Raw genomic sequence first — 19,229 nt, forward strand, 5'->3', positions numbered from 1 at the left:
TCATCACGCCAACCCCAGACTGCCCGCATGACCGATTCGACCCTCGATACGCCGCGCCACGACTGGACTTCGGCGGAAGTCGCCGCCCTGTTCGAGCTGCCGTTCAGCGACCTGCTACATCGCGCCCAGAGTGTGCACCGTGCCCAGTTCGATGCCAACGCCGTGCAGCTGTCCACGCTGTTGTCGGTCAAGACCGGTGCCTGTCCCGAGGATTGCGCCTATTGCCCGCAGAGCATCCGCTACCAGACCGGCCTGGAGCGCGAGGAACTGATGCCGCTGGAGCAGGTGGTGGATGCCGCCCGGCGTGCCAAGGCGGCGGGCGCCACGCGCTTCTGCATGGGCGCGGCCTGGCGCCGGCCCAAGGACAAGGACCTGGACCGGGTGATCGACATGGTGCGGGCGGTCAAGGCCGAGGGGCTGGAGACCTGTGTCACCGCCGGCATGCTCGAGTCACGGCAGGCGGAAAAGCTGGCCGGCGCCGGGCTCGACTACTACAACCACAACATCGATTCCTCCAAGCGCTACTACGAGGAAGTCATTACCACCCGCAGCTACGAGACCCGCTTCGAGACGCTGGAGGCGGTGCGCGACGCCGGGGTCAAGGTCTGTTGCGGTGGCATCGTGGGCATGGGGGAGGAACCCGAAGACCGGGTGGAATTCCTGAAGACCCTTGCCAATCTTCCGGAACATCCCCAGAGCGTGCCCATCAACAATCTGGTGCAGGTGCCGGGCACCCCGTTGTATGGCGTGGAACCCATCAATGAACTGGATTTCGTGCGCACTATCGCGGTGGCACGCATCCTGATGCCGGCCTCCTACGTGCGCCTGTCTGCCGGCCGCGAGGACATGAGCGAATCCACCCAGGCACTGTGTTTCCTGGCCGGAGCCAACTCCATCTTCTACGGGGACCAGCTCCTGACCACGGCTAATCCGCAGCATCGGAAGGATTTGGCGCTGCTGGAAAAGCTCGGCATGCATCCCGAAGCGCAGCCGCGCTACACCGAATTGCCGGAAAACGCGGCCAGCCCGTCCGCCGACGCTGCGCCGCAGGCTGCCGCCGGGCAGTGACCCCGTCGCTGGGTGCGCATCTGGCGCGTGAGCTGGCGGCGCTGGAAGGCCGCCAGCGCTACCGCCATCGGCATGCGGTCACGGGGGTCCACGGCGTGCGCATCAAGATCGGCGGCCGTCGATGCATCAACTTCTGCAGCAACGATTACCTGGGCCTGGCCGCCGACCCCGGCGTGGCCGAGGCCATGGCCGCCGCCGCCCGGCAGACCGGCAGTGGCAGCGGGGCGTCGCAGCTGATCAGCGGCCACAACCGGGCCCACGCCGAACTGGAGGAACAGCTGGCCGATTACCTCGGCCGGCCCCGGGCGCTGCTGTTCGCCACCGGTTTCGCGGCCAATGTCGGCATCATCGATGCACTGATGGGCAAGGCCGATACCATCGTTGCCGACGCGCTTAACCACGCTTCCCTGATCGACGGAGCCCGCCTGTCCGGCGCCGCCAAGCGAGTGTATGCCCACGCCGACTCCGCGGCCGCCGACGCGCAACTCGCTGAAGCCGGATCCGGTCACCGGCTGCTGGTCACCGACAGTGTCTTCTCCATGGACGGCGACCTGGCGCCGTTACCGGCGTTGATGGCGGCCGCCGCCCGCCGCGACGCCTGGACCATGGTGGACGACGCCCACGGCTTCGGCGTGCTCGGCGGCGGGCGCGGGGCATGCGCGGCGCCCTCGCGGAGTCCCGAGTCCCGAGTCCCGAGTCCCGACGTATACGTCGCCACGCTCGGCAAGTCGGTGGGCGCAGCCGGCGCATTCGTGGCCGGCGATGAGGCGCTGATCGAGTATCTGATCCAGCGGGCGCGCACGCTGATCTTCTCCACCGCGCCGCCGCCTGCGGTGGCGGCAGCGGCCAGCGCCGGGTTGCGGCGGCTGCAGGCGGACCAGTGGCGTCGCGACCATCTGTTCGATCTGATTGCCCGATTCCGGCGCGGATGCGAGCAGCTCGGCATCGTCCTCGACGATAGCATCCGTGACTTAGCCCATGCCTCGCCCGAAACCCGAAACCCGAAACCCGAAACTTTCCTCACACCCATTCAGCCGCTGGTGCTGGGCAGCGACGCTGATGCCCTGGCGGCCAGCCGGGCGTTGCTGGAGCGGGGGTATCTGGTGTCGGCGATTCGCCCGCCCACGGTTCCGGAGGGCACCGCGCGGTTGCGGGTGACGCTGACCGCCGCCCACGACGCCGAGCAGGTGGATGGTCTGCTGACGGCGCTGGCGGATTGCGTGCGCCGTGCGGAAACGGTTGCATGACGGCCAGTCTGACCTGTCTGCCGGGTTGGGGTGTGTCCGCCCGTATCTGGGATCCGCTGCAATCCCGCCTGGCCGGACGCCTGGACGTGCAGGCGCTGGACCTGCCCGGTCACGGCGGCCGCGATGCCCTGGTGGTGGGGCTCAACAACTGGACCGACGATCTGGTGGAGCGGATGGCTGGCCCCGGCGTGCTGCTGGGCTGGTCATTGGGCGGCCTGGTCTGCCTGAACGCGGCGCGGCGCCATCCCGGTCAGGTGCGGGGGCTGATTCTGGTCGGCTGCCTGCCGCGGTTCGTGCGCGGCGGCGACTGGCCCTGGGGCATGAAACCATCGGCGCTGACCGAGACCCGGCGCGGTCTGGCCGCAGATTTCGCCAGTACGCTGCAGGAATTCCTGATGCTGCAGGTACTGGCCGAGCCCGGTGCCCGGCATCTGGTGCGGCAGTTGCGCAACGAGTTGCTGGCGCGTCCGCCCAGCCTGCCGGGACTGGAGGCGGGCCTCGATCTGCTGCACGAGGCGGATTTGCGGCCGGCGCTGGCCGGTCTGGATATGCCGGTGCTGGCGGTGGCCGGCGAGCGCGACCGCATGGCCCACCCCGATGCCATGGCCTGGATGGTCGATCAACTGCCGCGGGCGCAGCTCTGGCGGGTGGCCCGGGCCGCCCATGCGCCGTTCCTGTCGCACGAGCGAGAGTTCGCCGACCGCGTGGCGTCGTTCGTGGAGGATCTGACGCCGGCGACCGAGGGCGCTACATGACGCCGAGTCTGTTTGTGACCGGCACCGATACCGAGATCGGCAAGACCCATGTGGCCGCCGCGCTGATCCGGGCGCTGCGGGCATCGGGCTTGCGCGTCGCGCCGTTCAAGCCGGTATCGGCCGGCTGCGAGCGCACCCCCGAGGGTCTGCGAAACGAGGACGCCCTGGCGCTGATCGAGGCCGCGGGTGGTGGGTTCCACTATGACGACGTCAATCCGGTGGCCCTGGCCGATCCGGTGGCGCCGCATCTGGCGGCGGCGGATAGCGGGCTGGTGATTGATCCGGCGGTGCTGGACGCTGCTCATGCCCGCCTGGCCGCCAGCGCGGATCTGGTCGTGGTCGAGGGCGCCGGTGGCTGGCGAGTGCCGCTGACCCCCACGCTGGATACCGCGGACTGGGTGGCCGGCCACGGCTGGCCGGTGCTGCTGGTGGTAGGCATGCGGCTGGGCTGTCTCAATCATGCGCTGCTGTCGGCCGAGGCCATCGCCCGGCGCACATGGCTGGCCGGCTGGGTGGCGAATGTTCTGCCGCCGGTGCAGCCGCGCTGGCGCGACAACGTGGCCAGTCTGCAGGCGCGTTTGCCGGAGACGGCAGCTCGGGTCGTAATCGAACCCGGGGCGAATCCGGAGGCTGCTGTGCAACCACTGGTCGACATCTGGCGTAATTCCGGAACGTTGTCATAGCACCGGCGTTTGCCAGCCCAGTGCGGGCTGGCTAGAATCCGGTTGGTTCCACCATCGGGGCAACCTGCTCGCCATCAGCACACGTTGACATGTCGCGCCTGGTCATCCGTCCCAATGCCTCGCTGAGCGTCGAGCACGCATGCGTGTTCTTCGCCGGGATGTGCATGGTGTCGTTCGGCATTGCCGGCATCCTGGCGTGGCAGGGGTTCTGGATGGTATTGCCGTTCGCGGGCCTGGAGATGGCGGCGCTGGCGGCGGGACTTTGGTGGGGTATGCGGGACAATGCATACCGGGAAGTGATTTCGGTGGCCGATGACATGGTCCGGGTGGAAGCCGGCCGTCATCAGCCGGAACGGCGTTGGGAGTTTCAGCGGGCCTGGACACAGGTGCGACTGGAACCCGGACCGTATGTGACCAGCCCATCGCGACTTTGGCTGGGCTCGCACGGGCAGGGCTGCGTGTTGGGGCAGTGCCTGACCGACGAGGAGCGCGCCGCCGTCGCCAGCCGTTTGCGGCGGTGGCTGCGGGGGGCGGCGATGGGCCGGCAAGTGACAATCGGAGAGGACGGTTGAAAATGAAAGGACTGAGCTATCTCGCGGCCGCGCTGTCGGCCGTGATCGCCGGACCGGCGGCGGCAGAGTGGGGGCTGAACATGCCGAAGGGCGTCACGGCCATGACCCGCGAGATCTACGGCCTGCACATGCTGATTTTCTGGATTTGCGTGGCCATCGGCGTGGTGGTGTTCGGCGCCATGATCTATTCGCTGATCGCGCACCGGAAGTCGCGCGGCGTGGAGGCGGCGCAGTTCCACGAGTCCACCAGCGTGGAGATCGCCTGGACCATCGTGCCGTTCGTGATCCTCATCGGCATGGCGATTCCCGCCGCCGGCACGCTCATCCGGGTTGAGGACACCAGCAACTCCGACATGACCGTGCGGGTGACCGGCTACCAGTGGATGTGGCAGTACGAATATATCGACAGCGGCGTGAACATCTACAGCCGGCTGGCTCAGGACAGTAACGCCGCGCGCCAGCTGGATTCCGGCATCGATCCGAACACCGTCGATAACTACCTGCTGGAAGTGGACAACCGCATGGTGGTCCCGGTGGACCAGAAGGTACGCATCCTGCTGACCGCCGATGACGTCATCCACGCCTGGTGGGTACCGGAGCTGGGCGGCAAGAAGGACGCCATCCCCGGTTTCATCAACGAGATGTGGTTCAAGGCGGAGGAAACCGGCGTGTACCGCGGCCAGTGCTCGGAGCTCTGTGGCCGCGGTCACGGCTTCATGCCGATCGTGGTCGAGGTCGTGAGTCAGGACGAGTTCGACGCCTGGGTGGCCGAGAATGGCGGCGACGCGGCCGGCACGCAGACCGCTGATGCAGGCGATGCCGCGTCGGCGCAGGAAACCGCGTCGGATGCGGGTGGCGAATCCACCCAGGTGGCGGAGGCCGATACTGGTGGCGGTGATGCCGGCGGCGGTGACATCCCGATGGACACGCTGATGTCCGAAGGCGAGGAAATCTACAACAGCCAGTGCGCGGCCTGTCATCAGGCCGACGGCTCCGGCATGCCGGCGGCGGGATTCCCGGCGATGAAGGACAGCGAGATCGCGACCGGGTCACTGGATACGCATATCGACCGGGTACTCAACGGCAAGGGCGCCATGCCCGCCTACAAGGACGGGATGTCCGACCGGAAGATTGCAGCGGTGATCACGTTCGAGCGCAACGCGTTCGGCAATGACACCGGCGACGTGGTCCAGCCGTCCCAGATCAAGGCAAAGCGTTAAGATTTTCTAGCGGAGTCAGGCAATGAGTCACGCACACGAGGCAGGTCACGACGACCACCATCACCACGGACCGGTCACGCTCAAGGACGGGTTCTTCCCCTGGATCATGCGGTGGATCAGCACCACCAACCACAAGGATCTGGGCACCCTGTACCTGATCTTCTCCCTGACCATGCTGTTCATCGGCGGGGTGATGTCGCTGATCATCCGTGCCGAGCTCACCGGCCCGGGCATCCAGTTCGTCGATCCCGACTTCTACAACCAGATGATCACCCTGCATGCGCTGGTGATGATCTTCGGTGGGGTCATGCCCGGCTTTGTGGGGCTGGCCAACTGGATGGTGCCGATGATGATCGGGGCCTCCGATCTGGCCCTGCCGCGGGTGAACAACTGGGGCTTCTGGATCCTGCCCTTTGCCTTCGCCATGCTGCTGTCGACGCTGTTCGTCAACGGTGGCGGCCCGGCGGCCGGCTGGACCATGTATCCACCGCTGGTGCTGCAGTCGGGCGACTCATTGCCGCTGATGATCTTCGCCATCCACATGATGGGCATCTCGTCGATTACCGGCGCCATCAACGTGGTGGTGACCATCCTCAACATGCGCGCCCCGGGGATGACGCTGTTGAAGATGCCGCTGTTCGTGTGGACCTGGCTGATCACCGCCTATCTGCTGATCGCGGCCATGCCGGTACTGGCGGGGGCGGTCACCATGCTGCTCACCGATCGCTATTTCGGTACCACCTTCTTCTCCGCCACCGGTGGCGGCGACCCGGTGATGTTCCAGCACATCTTCTGGTTCTTCGGGCATCCCGAGGTCTACATCATGATTCTGCCGGCGTTCGGCATCGTGTCGACCATCATCCCGACCTTCGCGCGCAAGCCGTTGTTCGGGTATGACTCGATGGTCTATGCCACGGCTTCGATCGCCTTCCTGTCGTTCATCGTCTGGGCTCACCACATGTTTACCGTGGGCATGCCGGTGGCCGGCGAACTGTTCTTCATGTTCGCCACCATGCTGATCGCGGTGCCAACCGGCGTGAAGGTGTTCAACTGGGTGGCCACCATGTGGCGCGGGGCGATGACGTTCGAAACGCCCATGCTGTTCGCGCTGGGCTTCGTGTCCCTGTTCTCGCTGGGTGGCTTTTCCGGCCTGATGCTGGCGATCACCCCGGCGGACTTCCAGTACCACGACACCTACTTCGTGGTGGCGCATTTCCACTACGTGCTGGTACCGGGTGCGGTGTTCTCCATCATTGCCGCCATCTACTACTGGATCCCCAAGTGGACCGGCGTGATGTACAACGAGACGCTGGGCAAGTTCCACTTCTGGTGGTCGGCCGTGTGGATCAACGTGCTGTTCTTCCCGCAGCACTTCCTGGGCCTGGCCGGCATGCCGCGACGCATCCCGGACTACGCCACCCAGTTCACCGAGTTCAACGTGATCTCGTCGGTGGGCGCGTTCGCCTTCTTCATCGGGCAGTTCGTGTTCATCTACAACATGATCCAGTGCATGCGCGGCGCCGGCCAGAAGGCCACGGACCGCGTCTGGGAAGGCGCCCGGGGCCTGGAATGGACGGTGGCCTCCCCGGCGCCGTACCACACCTTCGAGACCCCGCCGACGATCGATCCCAGGGAAATCACCGCGGTGCCGGAGAAGCATGCCTGAAGACAAGGCACTCCGGCGGCGTAATCTGGTCACCGCGGCGGTGCTCGTCGCGGTGGCCGTGGGTTTCTATGTCGCGATATTCATCAGCATGAGCGGCTGATGACTCAGCCGACCAGAACAACACCCGGCCACCCGCGCTAGACGGCTGTGGTCATCAGGTAGAGAGGGAGAACCATGTCGGTCCAGACACGAAACGAGCAGTACTACGTGCCGGAGCCCAGTGCCTGGCCGTTCATGATGACCGTGAGCATGATCGTCATGCTCGGCGGGTTCGCCGCGGTGCTCAATGGCTCCGACGGCATTGGCGCCTATGCAATGGCCGCGGGTCTGGCGATGGTGCTGGTGATGAGTTTCGTGTGGTTCCGCGGTGTGATCCGCGAAAACCGTAGCGGTGCCTACGGCGCCCAGGAGGACATGACATTCCGGTGGGCCATGAGCTGGTTCATCTTCTCCGAGGTGATGTTCTTCGGTGCCTTCTTCGGCGCACTGTTCTACGCCCGCGTGCTGTCGGTGCCATGGCTGGCGGGCGAGGGTACGGAGTTCACCACCAACGAGTTTCTCTGGAAGGGCTTTGAGGCCAGCTGGCCGACCAACGGTCCGGCCGAGGTGGGTGGCCAGTTCGAGATCATCCCGCCCTGGGGGGTGCCGTTCCTCAACACCATCCTGCTGCTGACTTCGGGTGTGACGCTGACCATCGCGCACTGGGGCCTCAAGGAGGGCAGCCGGCTCAAGCTGAACCTGGGTCTGGCCGCGACCGTCGCGCTGGGCCTGGCGTTCCTGTTCTTCCAGGCCGAGGAGTACATCCACGCCTATCAGGATCTCAACCTGACGCTGAGTTCGGGCATCTACGGTTCGACTTTCTTCATGCTCACCGGCTTCCACGGCATGCATGTGACCCTGGGCACGATCATGCTGATCGTGATCCTGGGGCGATGTCTCAAGGGCCACTTTTCCGAGCACGACCACTTCGGCTTCGAGGCCGTGGCCTGGTACTGGCATTTCGTCGACGTGGTGTGGCTGGGCCTGTTTGTCTTCGTCTATATACTTTGAGGGCGGGCCCGGCGCCGTTGCCGGACAGCGCCGGGTGTCAGCGCGGCATCACGCCGTGCGGCTGGATCCAGCCGGCCGCGTAGCCGATCACCAGCAGGGCGATCAGGGCCAGTGACAGGCTGATCCGCCACGTGAGCGCCCGTACGGTACGCTTGCTCTCGCCGTCGTCCTTGACCAGAAAGACCATGCCCGCCATCAGGGCCGTGACGATGGCGACGAGGAAGATGACGATGATGATTTTGGCCATTGAATCTTGAGGTTCCGTCCGCCCTGGTGGGCCTGGCTCGTGTTTCTGCCGGGGATGCTGGTGCTGGGCGGGCTGGGCACCTGGCAACTGCAGAGAGCGCAGGACAAGCAGGCCATCCTAGAGCAGAGAAGTACGGCACGCCAGGCAGAACCGATGCGTCTGGCGGACGCTACCGAGCCGGCATCGCAGTACGGCCGGCGGGTGGTGGTGTCGGGTGGCTATCTGGCTGAGCGCCAGCTGCTGCTGGACAACCAGATTTGGCAGAGCGCCGCCGGTTACCGTGTGTGGACGCCGCTGCGTCTGGATGACGGCCGACTCGTATTCATAGACCGCGGCTGGGTGCCCCGGAGCGGCGACCGCACCGAGCCACCGCGTCCCGATGTGCCGGCCGGCCGGCAGCGTGTCACCGGACTCTGGCGGTCGTTGCCGGAACCGGGGATGCGGCTGGCTGCGCCGGATGCCTGTGAACAGTCGGACTGGCCGCGGGTGCTGAATTATCCGACCGCCGCGCAGGTCGAATGTCAGTACGAGGCGCCGGTGCTGGCCGGGATCGTGCTATTGGACGAGTCACTGCCGGACGGATTCGAGCGCGACTGGCAGTCGGTGGGGATTCCGCCGCAGCGGCACATCGGCTACGCGGTGCAGTGGTACGCCATGGCGCTGGCAGTGCTGGTGATATTTCTGATCATGAACACGAAGCGACGCGCATGACGCAACCGACAACCCGATCGCGACTGAAACTGCTGGTGCTGGTGGGACTTTTCTTCGGCCCGCTGATCCTGGCCGCGCTGATGTACTACGCCGTGCCGCGCTGGATGCCTACTGGTGGCGGTAGCAAGGGAGTGCTGGTGCAGCCGGTCCAGGCGCTGCCCGAAACCGAGTTTCAGGACGACAACGGCGCGGTTGCCGGGCGCGAACTGTTCGACGAGCTGTGGACCGTGCTTACTGTGGCGCCGGGAGGCTGTGGGGACGTGTGTCAGGCGGTGCTGGCCGATTCCCGGCAGGTGCGCACGCTGCTGCACCGGCGGGCCGCCCGGGTACAGCGGGTGCTGGTGACCGGTGATGCCGCGGATGTCTCGCTGCGTGACAACGGTCATCCCGATCTGCGGGTGGTGACCGGCGGCGACCGGTTGCGGACGTTTCTCGACGAGCGGGCCTCCGCCCCGGCTGCCAGCGGGGTGATCTACCTGATCGATCCGCTGGGCAACTGGGTGCTGTACTACCCGCGTGGTCTGGACAGCCCGGCCGATGCCCTGTTCAAGGACATCAAGCATCTGCTCAAGCTTTCCCACATCGGCTGATGCCGCTGCGGCATTGCCGGAAACCACGTTCATGAGCGATCGCTTCTACCGTCTCAACCTGCTGACCATCGCCCTGGCATTCGTGGTGATCACGGTTGGCGCCTACGTGCGGCTGGCCGATGCCGGGCTCGGCTGCCCCGACTGGCCGGGCTGTTACGGCCATCTGGATGTGCCCGCCCTGGGCGCCGAAACCGAGGCCGCCAACGCGGCATTCCCGGAACGGCCGGTTGAAGCGCCCAAGGCCTGGAAGGAGATGATTCATCGGTATCTCGCCAGCACCCTGGGACTGCTGATTCTGGCGATGGCATGGATGGCCTGGCGCCGCCGGAAGCGGGCACATCAGCAGCGGGTGTTGCCGTGGATGCTGGTGGGGCTGGTGATCTTCCAGGGCATTCTCGGCATGTGGACCGTGACCTGGCTGCTCAAGCCGCTGGTGGTGACAGCCCATCTGCTGGGCGGCATGACCACGCTGGCGCTGTTGTGGTGGTGCCTGCTGCGCCAGGGGCGCCACTTCAGCGGCTGGGCCGCCTGGTCGCGGCTGCGGCTGCTGGCCGGCGTGGCGCTGGTGGCGTTGTTCGCGCAACTGTTCCTGGGCGCCTGGACCTCGACCAACTATGCTGCGCTGGCCTGCCCGGATTTTCCCACCTGCCAGGGCCAGTGGTGGCCGGACACCGACTATGCGCAGGCCTTCACCCTGTGGCACGGGCTGGGGATCAACTACGAATATGGCGTGCTCGACGCCGAACCCCGCGCCACCATCCACTGGGTGCATCGCCTGGGCGCGATCGTGGTCGCGGTGGTGATGCTGGTGCTGGCCAGCGTGCTCTGGCGGGCCGGCGGGCGCGATGATCGCTGGCGCTGGCTGGCCAGCGCGCTGCTGCTGGCCGTCACACTGCAGATCGTTCTGGGCATTACCGCCGTGGTGGCCCATCTGCCGCTGCTGGTGGCGGTGGCCCACAACGGGGGGGCGGCATTGCTATTATTGGTGCTTATGGCGGTGAATCACGCAAGCTGGCAGATGGGGGCAAGGCTCTCGTGAGTGCCAATTCCATCGACCTGGCGCGGCCCACGTTCGCCCAGCGGCTGGCCGACTACTACGAGTTGTGCAAGCCACGGGTGGTGCTGCTGATCGTGTTCACCGCCATGGTGGGGATGTTTCTGGCCACACCGGGCATGGTGCCCTGGCCGGCGCTCGTGTTCGGCACTGCCGGCATCGGCCTGATGGCGGCCTCGGCGGCGGCCCTGAACCAGATTCTGGACCGTCAGGCCGACGCCCGCATGGCGCGGACCTGCGGCCGGCCGCTAGTGACAGGCCATCTGGGCGTGCCGGAATCCTCGATGTTTGCCCTGGTCATCGGCCTGCTGGGCATGGCGGTGCTGCACTGGCTGGTCAACCCGCTTACCGCCTGGATGACGCTGCTGACGCTGGTCGGGTACGCCGGCATCTACACGCTCTACCTCAAGCGCGCGACACCCCAGAACATCGTGATCGGCGGGGCGGCCGGGGCGGCGCCGCCGGTGCTGGGCTGGTCGGCGGTGACCAATACCATCGATCCCCATTCGCTGCTGCTGTTCCTGATCATCTTCGTCTGGACACCGCCGCACTTCTGGGCGCTGGCGATCGAGCGGCATCGCGAATACGCCGAGGTGGACATCCCGATGCTGCCGGTCACGCACGGACTGGCGTACACGCGCACCCAGGTGCTGCTGTACACGGTGATGATGGTGCTGGTGACCCTGCTGCCGTTCGCCGTGGGCATGAGTGGGTTGCTGTACCTGGTCGGCGCCAGCGTGCTGGGCGGCTGGTTCCTGTATTACGCCATTCGTCTGAAGTACGCGCCGCGACCGGGGCTGGCGATGAAGACCTTCGGCTATTCCATCGTCTACCTGATGGCGATTTTCACGTTGCTGCTGGTCGATCACTACACGCCGGCGCTGGTCTGACATCAGAGGGTTACCAGAAGAACCACCAGCCATCGCTTTCCAGATCCTCACGGCAACCGGCCAGTTGCCGGGTATAGCGGTCGGCGCGTGCGCTGACGCGATAGGCCACGTTGATCAGCCATTTCTTGTTCGCCCAAGTGCGGCGTTTGAAGCCGTTCTGACCCTCGTGATACGCCAGATACTGGCTGTAGGCGTCGTTTCTGGCGATGCCGATCTGGCGATGGCTCTGGTTCACGTACCAGGCCACGAAGTCCACGGCGTCCTCGAAGTCGTCGCGGTCGGCCCAGCTGTTGCCACTGTCGCGCTGGTACCAGGCCCAGGTGCTGTCCAGTGCCTGGGTGTAGCCGTAGGCCGAGGAGGGCCGCGTCCAGGGGATCACCCAGAGCAGCCGGGTGCGGGGTGGGCGCACGTCCTGCTGGTAGGCGGATTCCTGGAAGATGATGGCCATCTGCACCGGGATGGGGGTGCCCCAGCGCTTTTCGGCGGCATGGGCGTCGTCATACCAGCCGTCCTTCTCGTGGAAGATGGCGCAGAGGTTGTCCGGCTGGCGCGGCGGTGCTACCGCGCAGGCGCTCAGCCACAGGCAGAGGCTCAGGATCCAGGGCCAGAGGGGCATGGCGGTGGCCGGGTCACGCAAGAGCGGAAGGCGGATTGACGGGCGGTACCGGCACTCTAGCAACAACCGGGACGGGCGGCGATCTGCATAAAAAGTTATAAAAAAATAATGAACAAGATATTTTAAATATAACGATGCGAGCGTAGGCTGCACGTCACGCTCAGGGCCTGTGCCCATTCGGCCCGTATGCCACGAGACCAACGTCATGAAAGCCGCACAGATTCGCGAACATAGCAGTCCGCTCGACGCCAGTCAGGCCGCCCAGCTGGAATCGCTGGTTGAATCCCTGTCGCCCATGCAGGCGACATGGATCAGCGGGTATCTGGCCGGCCTGAACGCGGCGCTGGCGGAACCCGGCGCGGTGGCCGATGCTGCCCCTGCCGCCGCTGCGGGCAGTTCGCAGACACTGACCATCCTCTATGGGTCGCAGACGGGCAACGCCGAGGGCGTGGCCGGCAGCCTGCGCGATGCCGCCCAGGCCGGTGGCATTACCGCGCGGCTGGCCGATATGGCCGACTACAAGCCCAAGGACCTCAAGCAGGAAAGCAACTTGGTGGTGGTGGTTTCCACCCACGGTGAGGGCGAACCTCCGGACGACGCCGAGGATTTCTACGAGTTCCTGCACGGCAAGAAGGCGCCGAAGCTCGACGGGGTCCGCTTCTCGGTGCTCGCCCTGGGTGATTCCAGCTACGAGCATTTCTGCGAGACCGGCCGCGTGATCGATGAGCGTCTGGCCGAGCTTGGGGGTACCCGGGTGATCGACCGCGTGGATTGCGACGTCGATTACGACGACGCCGCGGAAGCCTGGACCGCCGATGTGCTGGCCAAGTTTGCCGCGCCCGAACCGGCCGGTGACGCGCACCCCACGGTTACTTCGCTGCCCACCGCCGCGCGGACGCCGCAGGCGCCTACCCGCAAGAACCCCCATGGCGCGGCAATCCTGGCGAACACTGTGCTCAACGGCCGTGGGTCCGACAAGGAGGTTCGTCACATCGAGCTGGATACCGAGGATTCCGGCCTGATCTGGACCCCGGGCGATTCGCTCGGGGTGGTACCGAGCAATCCGCCGGCCGCGGTGGACGCGTTGCTGGCGGCCCTGCAGCTGGACGGCGATGCCCGGGTCACCGGCGTTGACGGCGAAGTCAGCCTGGCGCATGCGCTGCGCCACCAGTACGAGATCACCACGCTGACGCGGCCGTTCGTCACGCAATACGCCCAGCTGGCCGAATCCGGTGATTTGCAGAATCTGCTCGGCGACGATCAGCGCGATGCCTTCGCCGACTATGTCTACGGTCGCGACCTCACCGATCTGGTCCGTGAATACCCGGTTCCGGGCCTGTCAGCCTCGGATTTTGTTCGCCTGCTGCGTAAGCTGCCGCCACGGCTGTACTCGATCGCCTCGAGTCATGCCGCCAACCCGGACGAACTGCACCTGACGGTGGCGGCGGTTCGCTATCACAGCCACGGCCGCGACCGCCTGGGCGTGGCCTCCACCCATCTGGCTGACCGGGTGGGCGAGGACGACACGGTGCCGGTCTACATCGACGCCAACAAGAGCTTCAAGTTGCCGGCCGACAACGACACGCCCCTGATCATGATCGGGCCGGGTACCGGCGTCGCCCCGTTCCGTGCCTTCCTGCAGGAGCGCGAAGAGCAGGGCGCCGGCGGCGACAACTGGCTGTTCTTCGGCGCGCCGCATTTCCGTACCGACTTCTACTACCAGACCGACTGGTTGCGCTGGCGTCGCGACGGCCTGCTCAGCCGTCTGGATGTGGCGTTCTCGCGCGACCAGGCCGACAAGGTCTATGTGCAGCATCGTCTGCGGGAACAGGCCCGGGACGTGTACGGCTGGCTCGAGAATGGCGCCAATGTCTACGTCTGCGGCGACGCCGACCGGATGGCCCGTGACGTGCACGACGCCCTGGGCGATATAATCGCCGAGCAGGGCGGTATGAGTGCCGACGCGGCCGCCGACTATCTCAAGCGGTTGCAGAAGGAAAAGCGTTACCAGCGGGACGTCTACTGACATTCCGAGTTTCAAGTTTCACGTTTCGGGTTTCAGGCAGTAGTGCTCGGAGTTCCGTGTGCAACTTGAAACCCGAAACATCAAACTCGAAACCTCTTCAAACCTATGCCCGAGATTCAACCCGACTTCAACGATGTCGAGCACATCAAGTCGCGCAGCAACTATCTGCGCGGCACCATCGCCGAAAGCCTGGCCGACCGCGCCACCGGGGCGGTGGCTGATGACGACACCCAGCTGACCAAGTTCCACGGCTTCTACCAGCAGGATGACCGTGATCTGCGCGCCGAGCGCAAGCAGCAGAAGCTCGAGCCCCATTATCAGTTCATGGTGCGCCTGCGGCTGCCCGGCGGCGTACTCACGGCCTCGCAATGGCTGGCACTGGACGAGATCGCTCGCACCTACGCCAATGGCACGCTGCGGGTTACCACCCGCCAGACGTTCCAGTACCACGGGGTGTTCAAGGAGCATCTCAAGCCGCTGCTGCAGGCGGTGGACGCGGCCGGGCTGGATGCCAAGGGCGGCTGCGGCGATGTCAATCGCAACGTGGTAGCCAACACCAACCCGCACCGTTCGCGCCTGCACGCCGAGGTCCACGACTGGACCCATCGCGTGAGCGAGCACCTGCTGTGGCGCTCGAAGGCCTACGAGGAACTCTGGCTCGACGGCGAGTCCGGTGGCGAGCCGGACCACGAGCCGCTCTACGGCAGCCAGTATCTGCCTCGCAAGTTCAAGATCGCAATCGCCATCCCCCCCGAAAACGACAGCGATGTCTACGCCAACGATCTCGGATTCATCGCCATCGCCGACGGCGACGAACTGCTTGGCTTCAATGTTTCGGTCGGCGGCGGCATGGGTGCCACCTATGGTGATCCCGCCACCTACCCGCGGCTGGGATCGGTCATCGGTTTCTGCACACCGGATCAGGTGCTGGCGGTATCCGAACACGTGATCGGGATTCAGCGGGATTACGGCGACCGGGTGAACCGCAAGCGGGCCCGATTCAAGTACACACTGGACGACAATGGTCTCGACTGGTTCCGGGACGAGTTGAACAACCGGCTGGGATTTTCGCTCGAGGCCCCGCGCGAAGCGATATTCACCGGCAACGGGGATCGTTTCGGCTGGACCCAGGGCGATGACGGGCGCTGGCACCTGACGCTACTGATCGAGAATGGCCGCATTGCCGATTTCGAGCACCAGCAGCTAATGACTGGCCTGCGTGAACTGGCCGGCGTGCATCGCGGCGAATTCCGGCTGACCTGCAACCAGAACCTGATCGTGGCCAATGTCGAAGAAGCGGATCGACCGGCAGTGCAGACCCTCGTGGATCAGTACAACCTGGATGGCGGCGGCAGCCAGACGGCGCTGCGCCAGGCTGCGATGGCCTGCGTGGCTTTCCCCACCTGCGGTCTGGCGATGGCGGAGTCCGAGCGCTACCTGCCCGGCTTCATCGGCAAGCTGGATGCGGTGATGGCCGACGCCGGGCTGGACGATAAGGCCATTGTCATTCGCATGACCGGCTGCCCCAATGGTTGCGCACGCCCCTATCTGGGCGAGATCGCCTTCACCGGCAAGGCACCGGGCAAGTACAACCTGTATCTCGGTGCGTCGTTCACCGGCGATCGGCTCAACAAGCTCTACCGCGAGAACATCGGCGAGGACGAGATCATGGCCGAACTGGTACCCATGATTCACCGCTATGCCGCCGAGCGTGAACCCGGCGAGCACTTCGGGGATTTCGTAGTGCGAGTGGGTATCATCCATCCCACGCTGGAGGGGCGATTTTTCCACGAGGACGTGGGCGACGCTGCTTGAGCGTTCTGACCTATGACCCGGCCGTCGCCGCCGAGGCGCTGAGTGCAACCGATGCGCGGCTGGCGGGGTTGATCCAACGGGTCGGGCCGGTGCGCTTCGGCGCAGACCGCATGCGCGGCGATACCTTCGAGGTGCTGTTGCGAGCCATTGTCTATCAGCAGCTGTCCGGCAAGGCTGCCGGGACGATTCACCGGCGCGTGCTGGCACTGTTCGGCGACAACCGGGCTAGTGCAGCCGGCCTGGAGCGGCTCGACGACGAGCAACTGCGCGGTGCGGGACTGTCCGCCAACAAGCTGCGCGCGGCGCGTGACCTGGCTGCACACTGTCTGGACGGCCGCCTGCCCGGCATTCGCCGGCTGCGTCGGCTCGACGACGAGACCGTCATCGACCGGCTCACCTCGGTGCGTGGCATCGGCCGCTGGACGGCGGAAATGCTGCTCATCTTCCGGCTGGGCCGGCCCGATGTTTGGCCGGTAGACGATCTTGGCGTGCGCAAGGGCTACGCCGTCATCCGGGGCTGCGAGATGCCATCCCCCGCGGTATTGGCCGATGCGGGGACGGTCTGGGCGCCCTGGCGGTCGGTGGCGGCCTGGTACTGCTGGCGGGCGGCGGAATCCCCAGAGCTGGCAAGCGGATAATGACGCGACAGCCGATCACTCGGCGCGCTAGAATCCGGACGAGGCCCAACTCGCAAGCGAAGATATGAACGACAATACCGCGGACATTGGCAAACTCATTCTCCGTGCCTACATCGGTCTGGCTATGCTCGGCCATGGCATTCCCAAGATCATCGGGGGAATCGGCGGGGTTGAAGGCATGCTCGCCAATCAGGGGCTACCCGGGTTGCTTGCCTATGGCGTCTACGTGGGCGAGGTTGTCGCCCCGATGATGCTGATCCTGGGGCTGTACGCACGGATCGGCGGCGTGCTGATCGTGGTCAACATGCTGTTTGCCATCGCCCTGGCGCACACCCACGAAATCTTCGCTCTGACCGAGCGCGGAGCCTGGGCGCTGGAATTACAGGGTTTTTATCTGTTCGGCGGTCTTGCGGTAGCCCTGATCGGCGGCGGGCGCTACGCGCTGCGTCCCGAGGCCTAGCAAGGTCCGTGAGAATGGCTCGGCCCGCCTCTCGTCAGGGGTGGGCCGGTAGCCGAACAGGCGCAGCCACGTCCGGTTTCCCCCCGGAACCGGATACGAATATCCCCTGTTGATCCGGCGGGCCCGCAGGGTTGTCCCGTTATTTACCTGCGGTTTCTTGGTGGGGCGCCATTCATGGCGCCGGCCCGGTCGGTCGCCACCGAGGTGGCCGAACGGTCGGATGAATCCGGCCCAACCCGGCGTTACCCGTCCTGCTGCTGGTAATGCGCCATGAGGATCTCGGCGACTTCCGGGCGCGAGAACTCCTCGGGCGGGGCTTCGCCGCGGCCCAGCATGTCACGCACGGCGGTGCCGGAGAGCAGGACGAAATCGTCCTTGGTGTGATCCGGCACGTCTCGCATCATTACCACCTTGCCGAGCTTCCTCGAGAACGCGGTGTGGTCGGCGCGGTAGATATCGATGGCTAGGGCATCCTCCGGCACCTGCTCGTCGAAGATGGTCTGGGCGTCGAACGGGCCATAGTAGTCCCCGACGCCGGCATGGTCGCGGCCGACAATCAGATAGCTGCAGCCGGCGTTCTGGCGGAACAGGGCATGCAGTACCGCCTCGCGCGGGCCGGCGTAGAGCATGTCGAAACCGTAGCCGGCGATCATCACAGTGTTCTCGGGGAAATAGTGCTCCACCATCTTGCGGATGGCGGCGTCGCGCACGTCGGCCGGAATGTCGCCTGGCTTGAGCTTGCCTAGCAACATATGCACAAGCACGCCGTCGGCGCCGGTGTCGGCCAGGGCCATCTTGCACAGCTCCTCGTGGGCGCGGTGCATGGGGTTGCGCGTCTGGAAGGCCACCACGCGCTCCCAGCCGCGGCGCGCGAATTCCTCGCGGATCTGGCCGGCGGTGCGGAAGGTATCGGGGAAATCGGTTTCGAAATAGCTGAAATTCAGCACCTGAATCGGACCGTGCACCGCAAACCGGCCCTGGGACAGGAACGTGCCCACACCGGGATGGTTACGGTCGGTGGTGCCGAATACCTGTTCGGCCAAGGCTTCCAGCTCGTCGGCGCTGATCTCGTCGATACCCTCGACGTCCTGGATGGCCAGAACCGGCTCGCCGGGGACGTTGGGGTCGCGCAGGGCGATGCGGTTGGCGCCGGCCAGGGCGGCGGGGTCTTCCACCAGGTTGAGTACCGGCACCGGCCAGAACAGGCCTGCCGTGGTGCGCAGCGTCGCGCCGACCGACAGGGCATCGTCCTTGTTCATGAAGCCGGTAAGCGGATTGAAATAGCCGGCGCCCAGCATCACGGCGTTGGCGGCGGCAGCCGAGGAGACCGTGAGTCCCGGAAGAGTGTCGGCTTCCGTGATCAGTGAGTCGCGCTGGGCGCTATCGGCAACAAAGCGGGGGGCGAGCTCGGACGAGCCGTGCGGTTGAATCATCGGGGTACCTGGTTGGAATCTGGCGGGCGGCACCGGCGCGGCGACCCGGTCGGATGGTCGGCTAGCTGTCGCCCTTCTTGCAGTTGGTGTTCTGGCACTCGCCGTAGAGCACGAGCGTGTGCTTGGACAGGTCGAAGCCGTTGTCCTCGGCGATCTTGCGCTGGCGCTGTTCAATGTCGCGATCGAAGAATTCCTCGATGCGACCACATTTGACGCACACGATGTGATCGTGATGCCCCTGCTCGAGTTCGAACAGAGCGTGGCCATCCTCGAAGTGGTGGCGGATCACCAGGCCGGCGTCCTCGAACTGCGCCAGTACCCGGTAGATGGTGGCCAAGCCGACGTCCTCGCCCTCATCCATGAGCATGCGATAGACGTCTTCGGCCGACAGGTGGTCGGCCTTGTTTGCTTCAAGGACCTGCAGGATCTTCAGCCGCGGCAGTGTCGCCTTGAGTCCCGCCTTGCGCAGGTCACTGGTTTCCATCGCC

The 19,229-nt window shown here is 65.6% G+C and carries 20 protein-coding genes; 16 read left to right on the forward strand and 4 right to left on the reverse strand.

Translation table 11 applies throughout. The features are described from left to right. Positions 1–27: 27 nt before the first annotated feature. The 8 genes from bioB (at position 28) to RM532_RS04620 (ending at position 8,261) form a co-directional block, all read left to right on the forward strand. Positions 28–1,068 (forward strand): biotin synthase BioB, encoded by a 1,041-nt coding sequence (gene bioB, locus RM532_RS04585; RefSeq protein WP_311651986.1) that lies wholly within the window; start codon positions 28–30, stop codon positions 1,066–1,068. Then, positions 1,065–2,315: an 8-amino-7-oxononanoate synthase gene (bioF, locus tag RM532_RS04590; RefSeq protein WP_311651987.1), complete on the forward strand. Its 1,251-nt coding sequence runs from the start codon at positions 1,065–1,067 to the stop codon at positions 2,313–2,315. The genes bioB and bioF overlap by 4 nt, the downstream gene beginning before the upstream one ends. Further along, positions 2,312–3,070 (forward strand): alpha/beta fold hydrolase, encoded by a 759-nt coding sequence (locus RM532_RS04595; protein WP_311651988.1) that lies wholly within the window; start codon positions 2,312–2,314, stop codon positions 3,068–3,070. Before bioF ends, RM532_RS04595 begins: the two co-directional genes overlap by 4 nt. Next, positions 3,067–3,753: a dethiobiotin synthase gene (bioD, locus tag RM532_RS04600; RefSeq protein WP_311651989.1), complete on the forward strand. Its 687-nt coding sequence runs from the start codon at positions 3,067–3,069 to the stop codon at positions 3,751–3,753. The genes RM532_RS04595 and bioD overlap by 4 nt, the downstream gene beginning before the upstream one ends. Positions 3,754–3,842: 89 nt before the next feature. Beyond that, positions 3,843–4,325 (forward strand): DUF2244 domain-containing protein, encoded by a 483-nt coding sequence (locus tag RM532_RS04605; protein ID WP_311651990.1) that lies wholly within the window; start codon positions 3,843–3,845, stop codon positions 4,323–4,325. Between the two features lie 2 nt (positions 4,326–4,327). Beyond that, positions 4,328–5,545, forward strand: a complete 1,218-nt coding sequence (coxB, locus tag RM532_RS04610) for a cytochrome c oxidase subunit II (protein WP_311651991.1) — start codon at positions 4,328–4,330, stop codon at positions 5,543–5,545. A gap of 22 nt (positions 5,546–5,567) precedes the next feature. Next, positions 5,568–7,211 carry a cytochrome c oxidase subunit I gene (ctaD, locus tag RM532_RS04615; RefSeq protein ID WP_311651992.1) on the forward strand — a complete coding sequence of 548 codons (1,644 nt, stop codon included), beginning with the start codon at positions 5,568–5,570 and terminating at the stop codon, positions 7,209–7,211. Between the two features lie 174 nt (positions 7,212–7,385). Then, entirely contained in the window at positions 7,386–8,261 is an 876-nt protein-coding gene (locus RM532_RS04620) for a cytochrome c oxidase subunit 3 (RefSeq protein ID WP_311651993.1), read from the forward strand. 37 nt (positions 8,262–8,298) lie between these two features. Here the strand turns inward: RM532_RS04620 and RM532_RS04625 are convergent, their stop codons facing one another. Beyond that, complete coding sequence (locus RM532_RS04625) at positions 8,299–8,508, reverse strand: twin transmembrane helix small protein (protein WP_311651995.1); 210 nt, start codon at positions 8,506–8,508, stop codon at positions 8,299–8,301. Between the two features lie 6 nt (positions 8,509–8,514). Here RM532_RS04625 and RM532_RS04630 point away from each other — a divergent pair, with 6 nt between their 5' ends. Genes RM532_RS04630 through cyoE form a run of 4 tightly spaced genes read left to right on the forward strand, consistent with a single transcriptional unit; the run spans position 8,515 to position 11,753 of the window. Beyond that, positions 8,515–9,219, forward strand: a complete 705-nt coding sequence (locus tag RM532_RS04630; RefSeq protein ID WP_311651996.1) for an SURF1 family protein — start codon at positions 8,515–8,517, stop codon at positions 9,217–9,219. Then, the gene (locus tag RM532_RS04635) at positions 9,216–9,809 is read left to right on the forward strand and encodes an SCO family protein (RefSeq protein WP_311651997.1); all 594 of its coding nucleotides are present in this window, start codon (positions 9,216–9,218) and stop codon (positions 9,807–9,809) included. Before RM532_RS04630 ends, RM532_RS04635 begins: the two co-directional genes overlap by 4 nt. A 31-nt stretch (positions 9,810–9,840) precedes the next feature. Next, a complete protein-coding gene (locus RM532_RS04640) occupies positions 9,841–10,848 on the forward strand; it encodes a COX15/CtaA family protein (protein ID WP_311651998.1) in 1,008 nt (335 codons plus the stop codon). Next, positions 10,845–11,753 carry a heme o synthase gene (gene cyoE, locus RM532_RS04645; protein WP_311651999.1) on the forward strand — a complete coding sequence of 303 codons (909 nt, stop codon included), beginning with the start codon at positions 10,845–10,847 and terminating at the stop codon, positions 11,751–11,753. Before RM532_RS04640 ends, cyoE begins: the two co-directional genes overlap by 4 nt. A 10-nt stretch (positions 11,754–11,763) precedes the next feature. Here the strand turns inward: cyoE and RM532_RS04650 are convergent, their stop codons facing one another. After that, a complete protein-coding gene (locus tag RM532_RS04650; RefSeq protein ID WP_311652000.1) occupies positions 11,764–12,369 on the reverse strand; it encodes a transglycosylase SLT domain-containing protein in 606 nt (201 codons plus the stop codon). Positions 12,370–12,574: 205 nt separating this feature from the next. Here RM532_RS04650 and RM532_RS04655 point away from each other — a divergent pair, with 205 nt between their 5' ends. The 4 genes from RM532_RS04655 (at position 12,575) to RM532_RS04670 (ending at position 17,308) form a co-directional block, all read left to right on the forward strand. Beyond that, positions 12,575–14,395 carry an assimilatory sulfite reductase (NADPH) flavoprotein subunit gene (locus RM532_RS04655; RefSeq protein WP_311652001.1) on the forward strand — a complete coding sequence of 607 codons (1,821 nt, stop codon included), beginning with the start codon at positions 12,575–12,577 and terminating at the stop codon, positions 14,393–14,395. A gap of 105 nt (positions 14,396–14,500) precedes the next feature. Then, positions 14,501–16,210, forward strand: coding sequence for an assimilatory sulfite reductase (NADPH) hemoprotein subunit (gene cysI, locus RM532_RS04660; protein ID WP_311652002.1), 1,710 nt, complete (start codon positions 14,501–14,503; stop codon positions 16,208–16,210). Then, positions 16,207–16,848: a DNA-3-methyladenine glycosylase family protein gene (locus tag RM532_RS04665; RefSeq protein WP_311652003.1), complete on the forward strand. Its 642-nt coding sequence runs from the start codon at positions 16,207–16,209 to the stop codon at positions 16,846–16,848. Before cysI ends, RM532_RS04665 begins: the two co-directional genes overlap by 4 nt. A gap of 64 nt (positions 16,849–16,912) precedes the next feature. Further along, positions 16,913–17,308 carry a DoxX family protein gene (locus tag RM532_RS04670; RefSeq protein ID WP_311652004.1) on the forward strand — a complete coding sequence of 132 codons (396 nt, stop codon included), beginning with the start codon at positions 16,913–16,915 and terminating at the stop codon, positions 17,306–17,308. Between the two features lie 242 nt (positions 17,309–17,550). Here the strand turns inward: RM532_RS04670 and sat are convergent, their stop codons facing one another. Beyond that, positions 17,551–18,741, reverse strand: a complete 1,191-nt coding sequence (sat, locus tag RM532_RS04675) for a sulfate adenylyltransferase (protein WP_311652005.1) — start codon at positions 18,739–18,741, stop codon at positions 17,551–17,553. Positions 18,742–18,802: 61 nt separating this feature from the next. Then, on the reverse strand, positions 18,803–19,225 hold the full coding sequence (gene fur / locus RM532_RS04680; RefSeq protein ID WP_311652006.1) for a ferric iron uptake transcriptional regulator: 423 nt from the start codon (positions 19,223–19,225) through the stop codon (positions 18,803–18,805). Positions 19,226–19,229 lie beyond the last annotated feature (4 nt).

The organism is Spectribacter hydrogenoxidans (assembly GCF_031846275.1).
Lineage (GTDB): Bacteria > Pseudomonadota > Gammaproteobacteria > Nevskiales > Salinisphaeraceae > Spectribacter > Spectribacter hydrogenoxidans.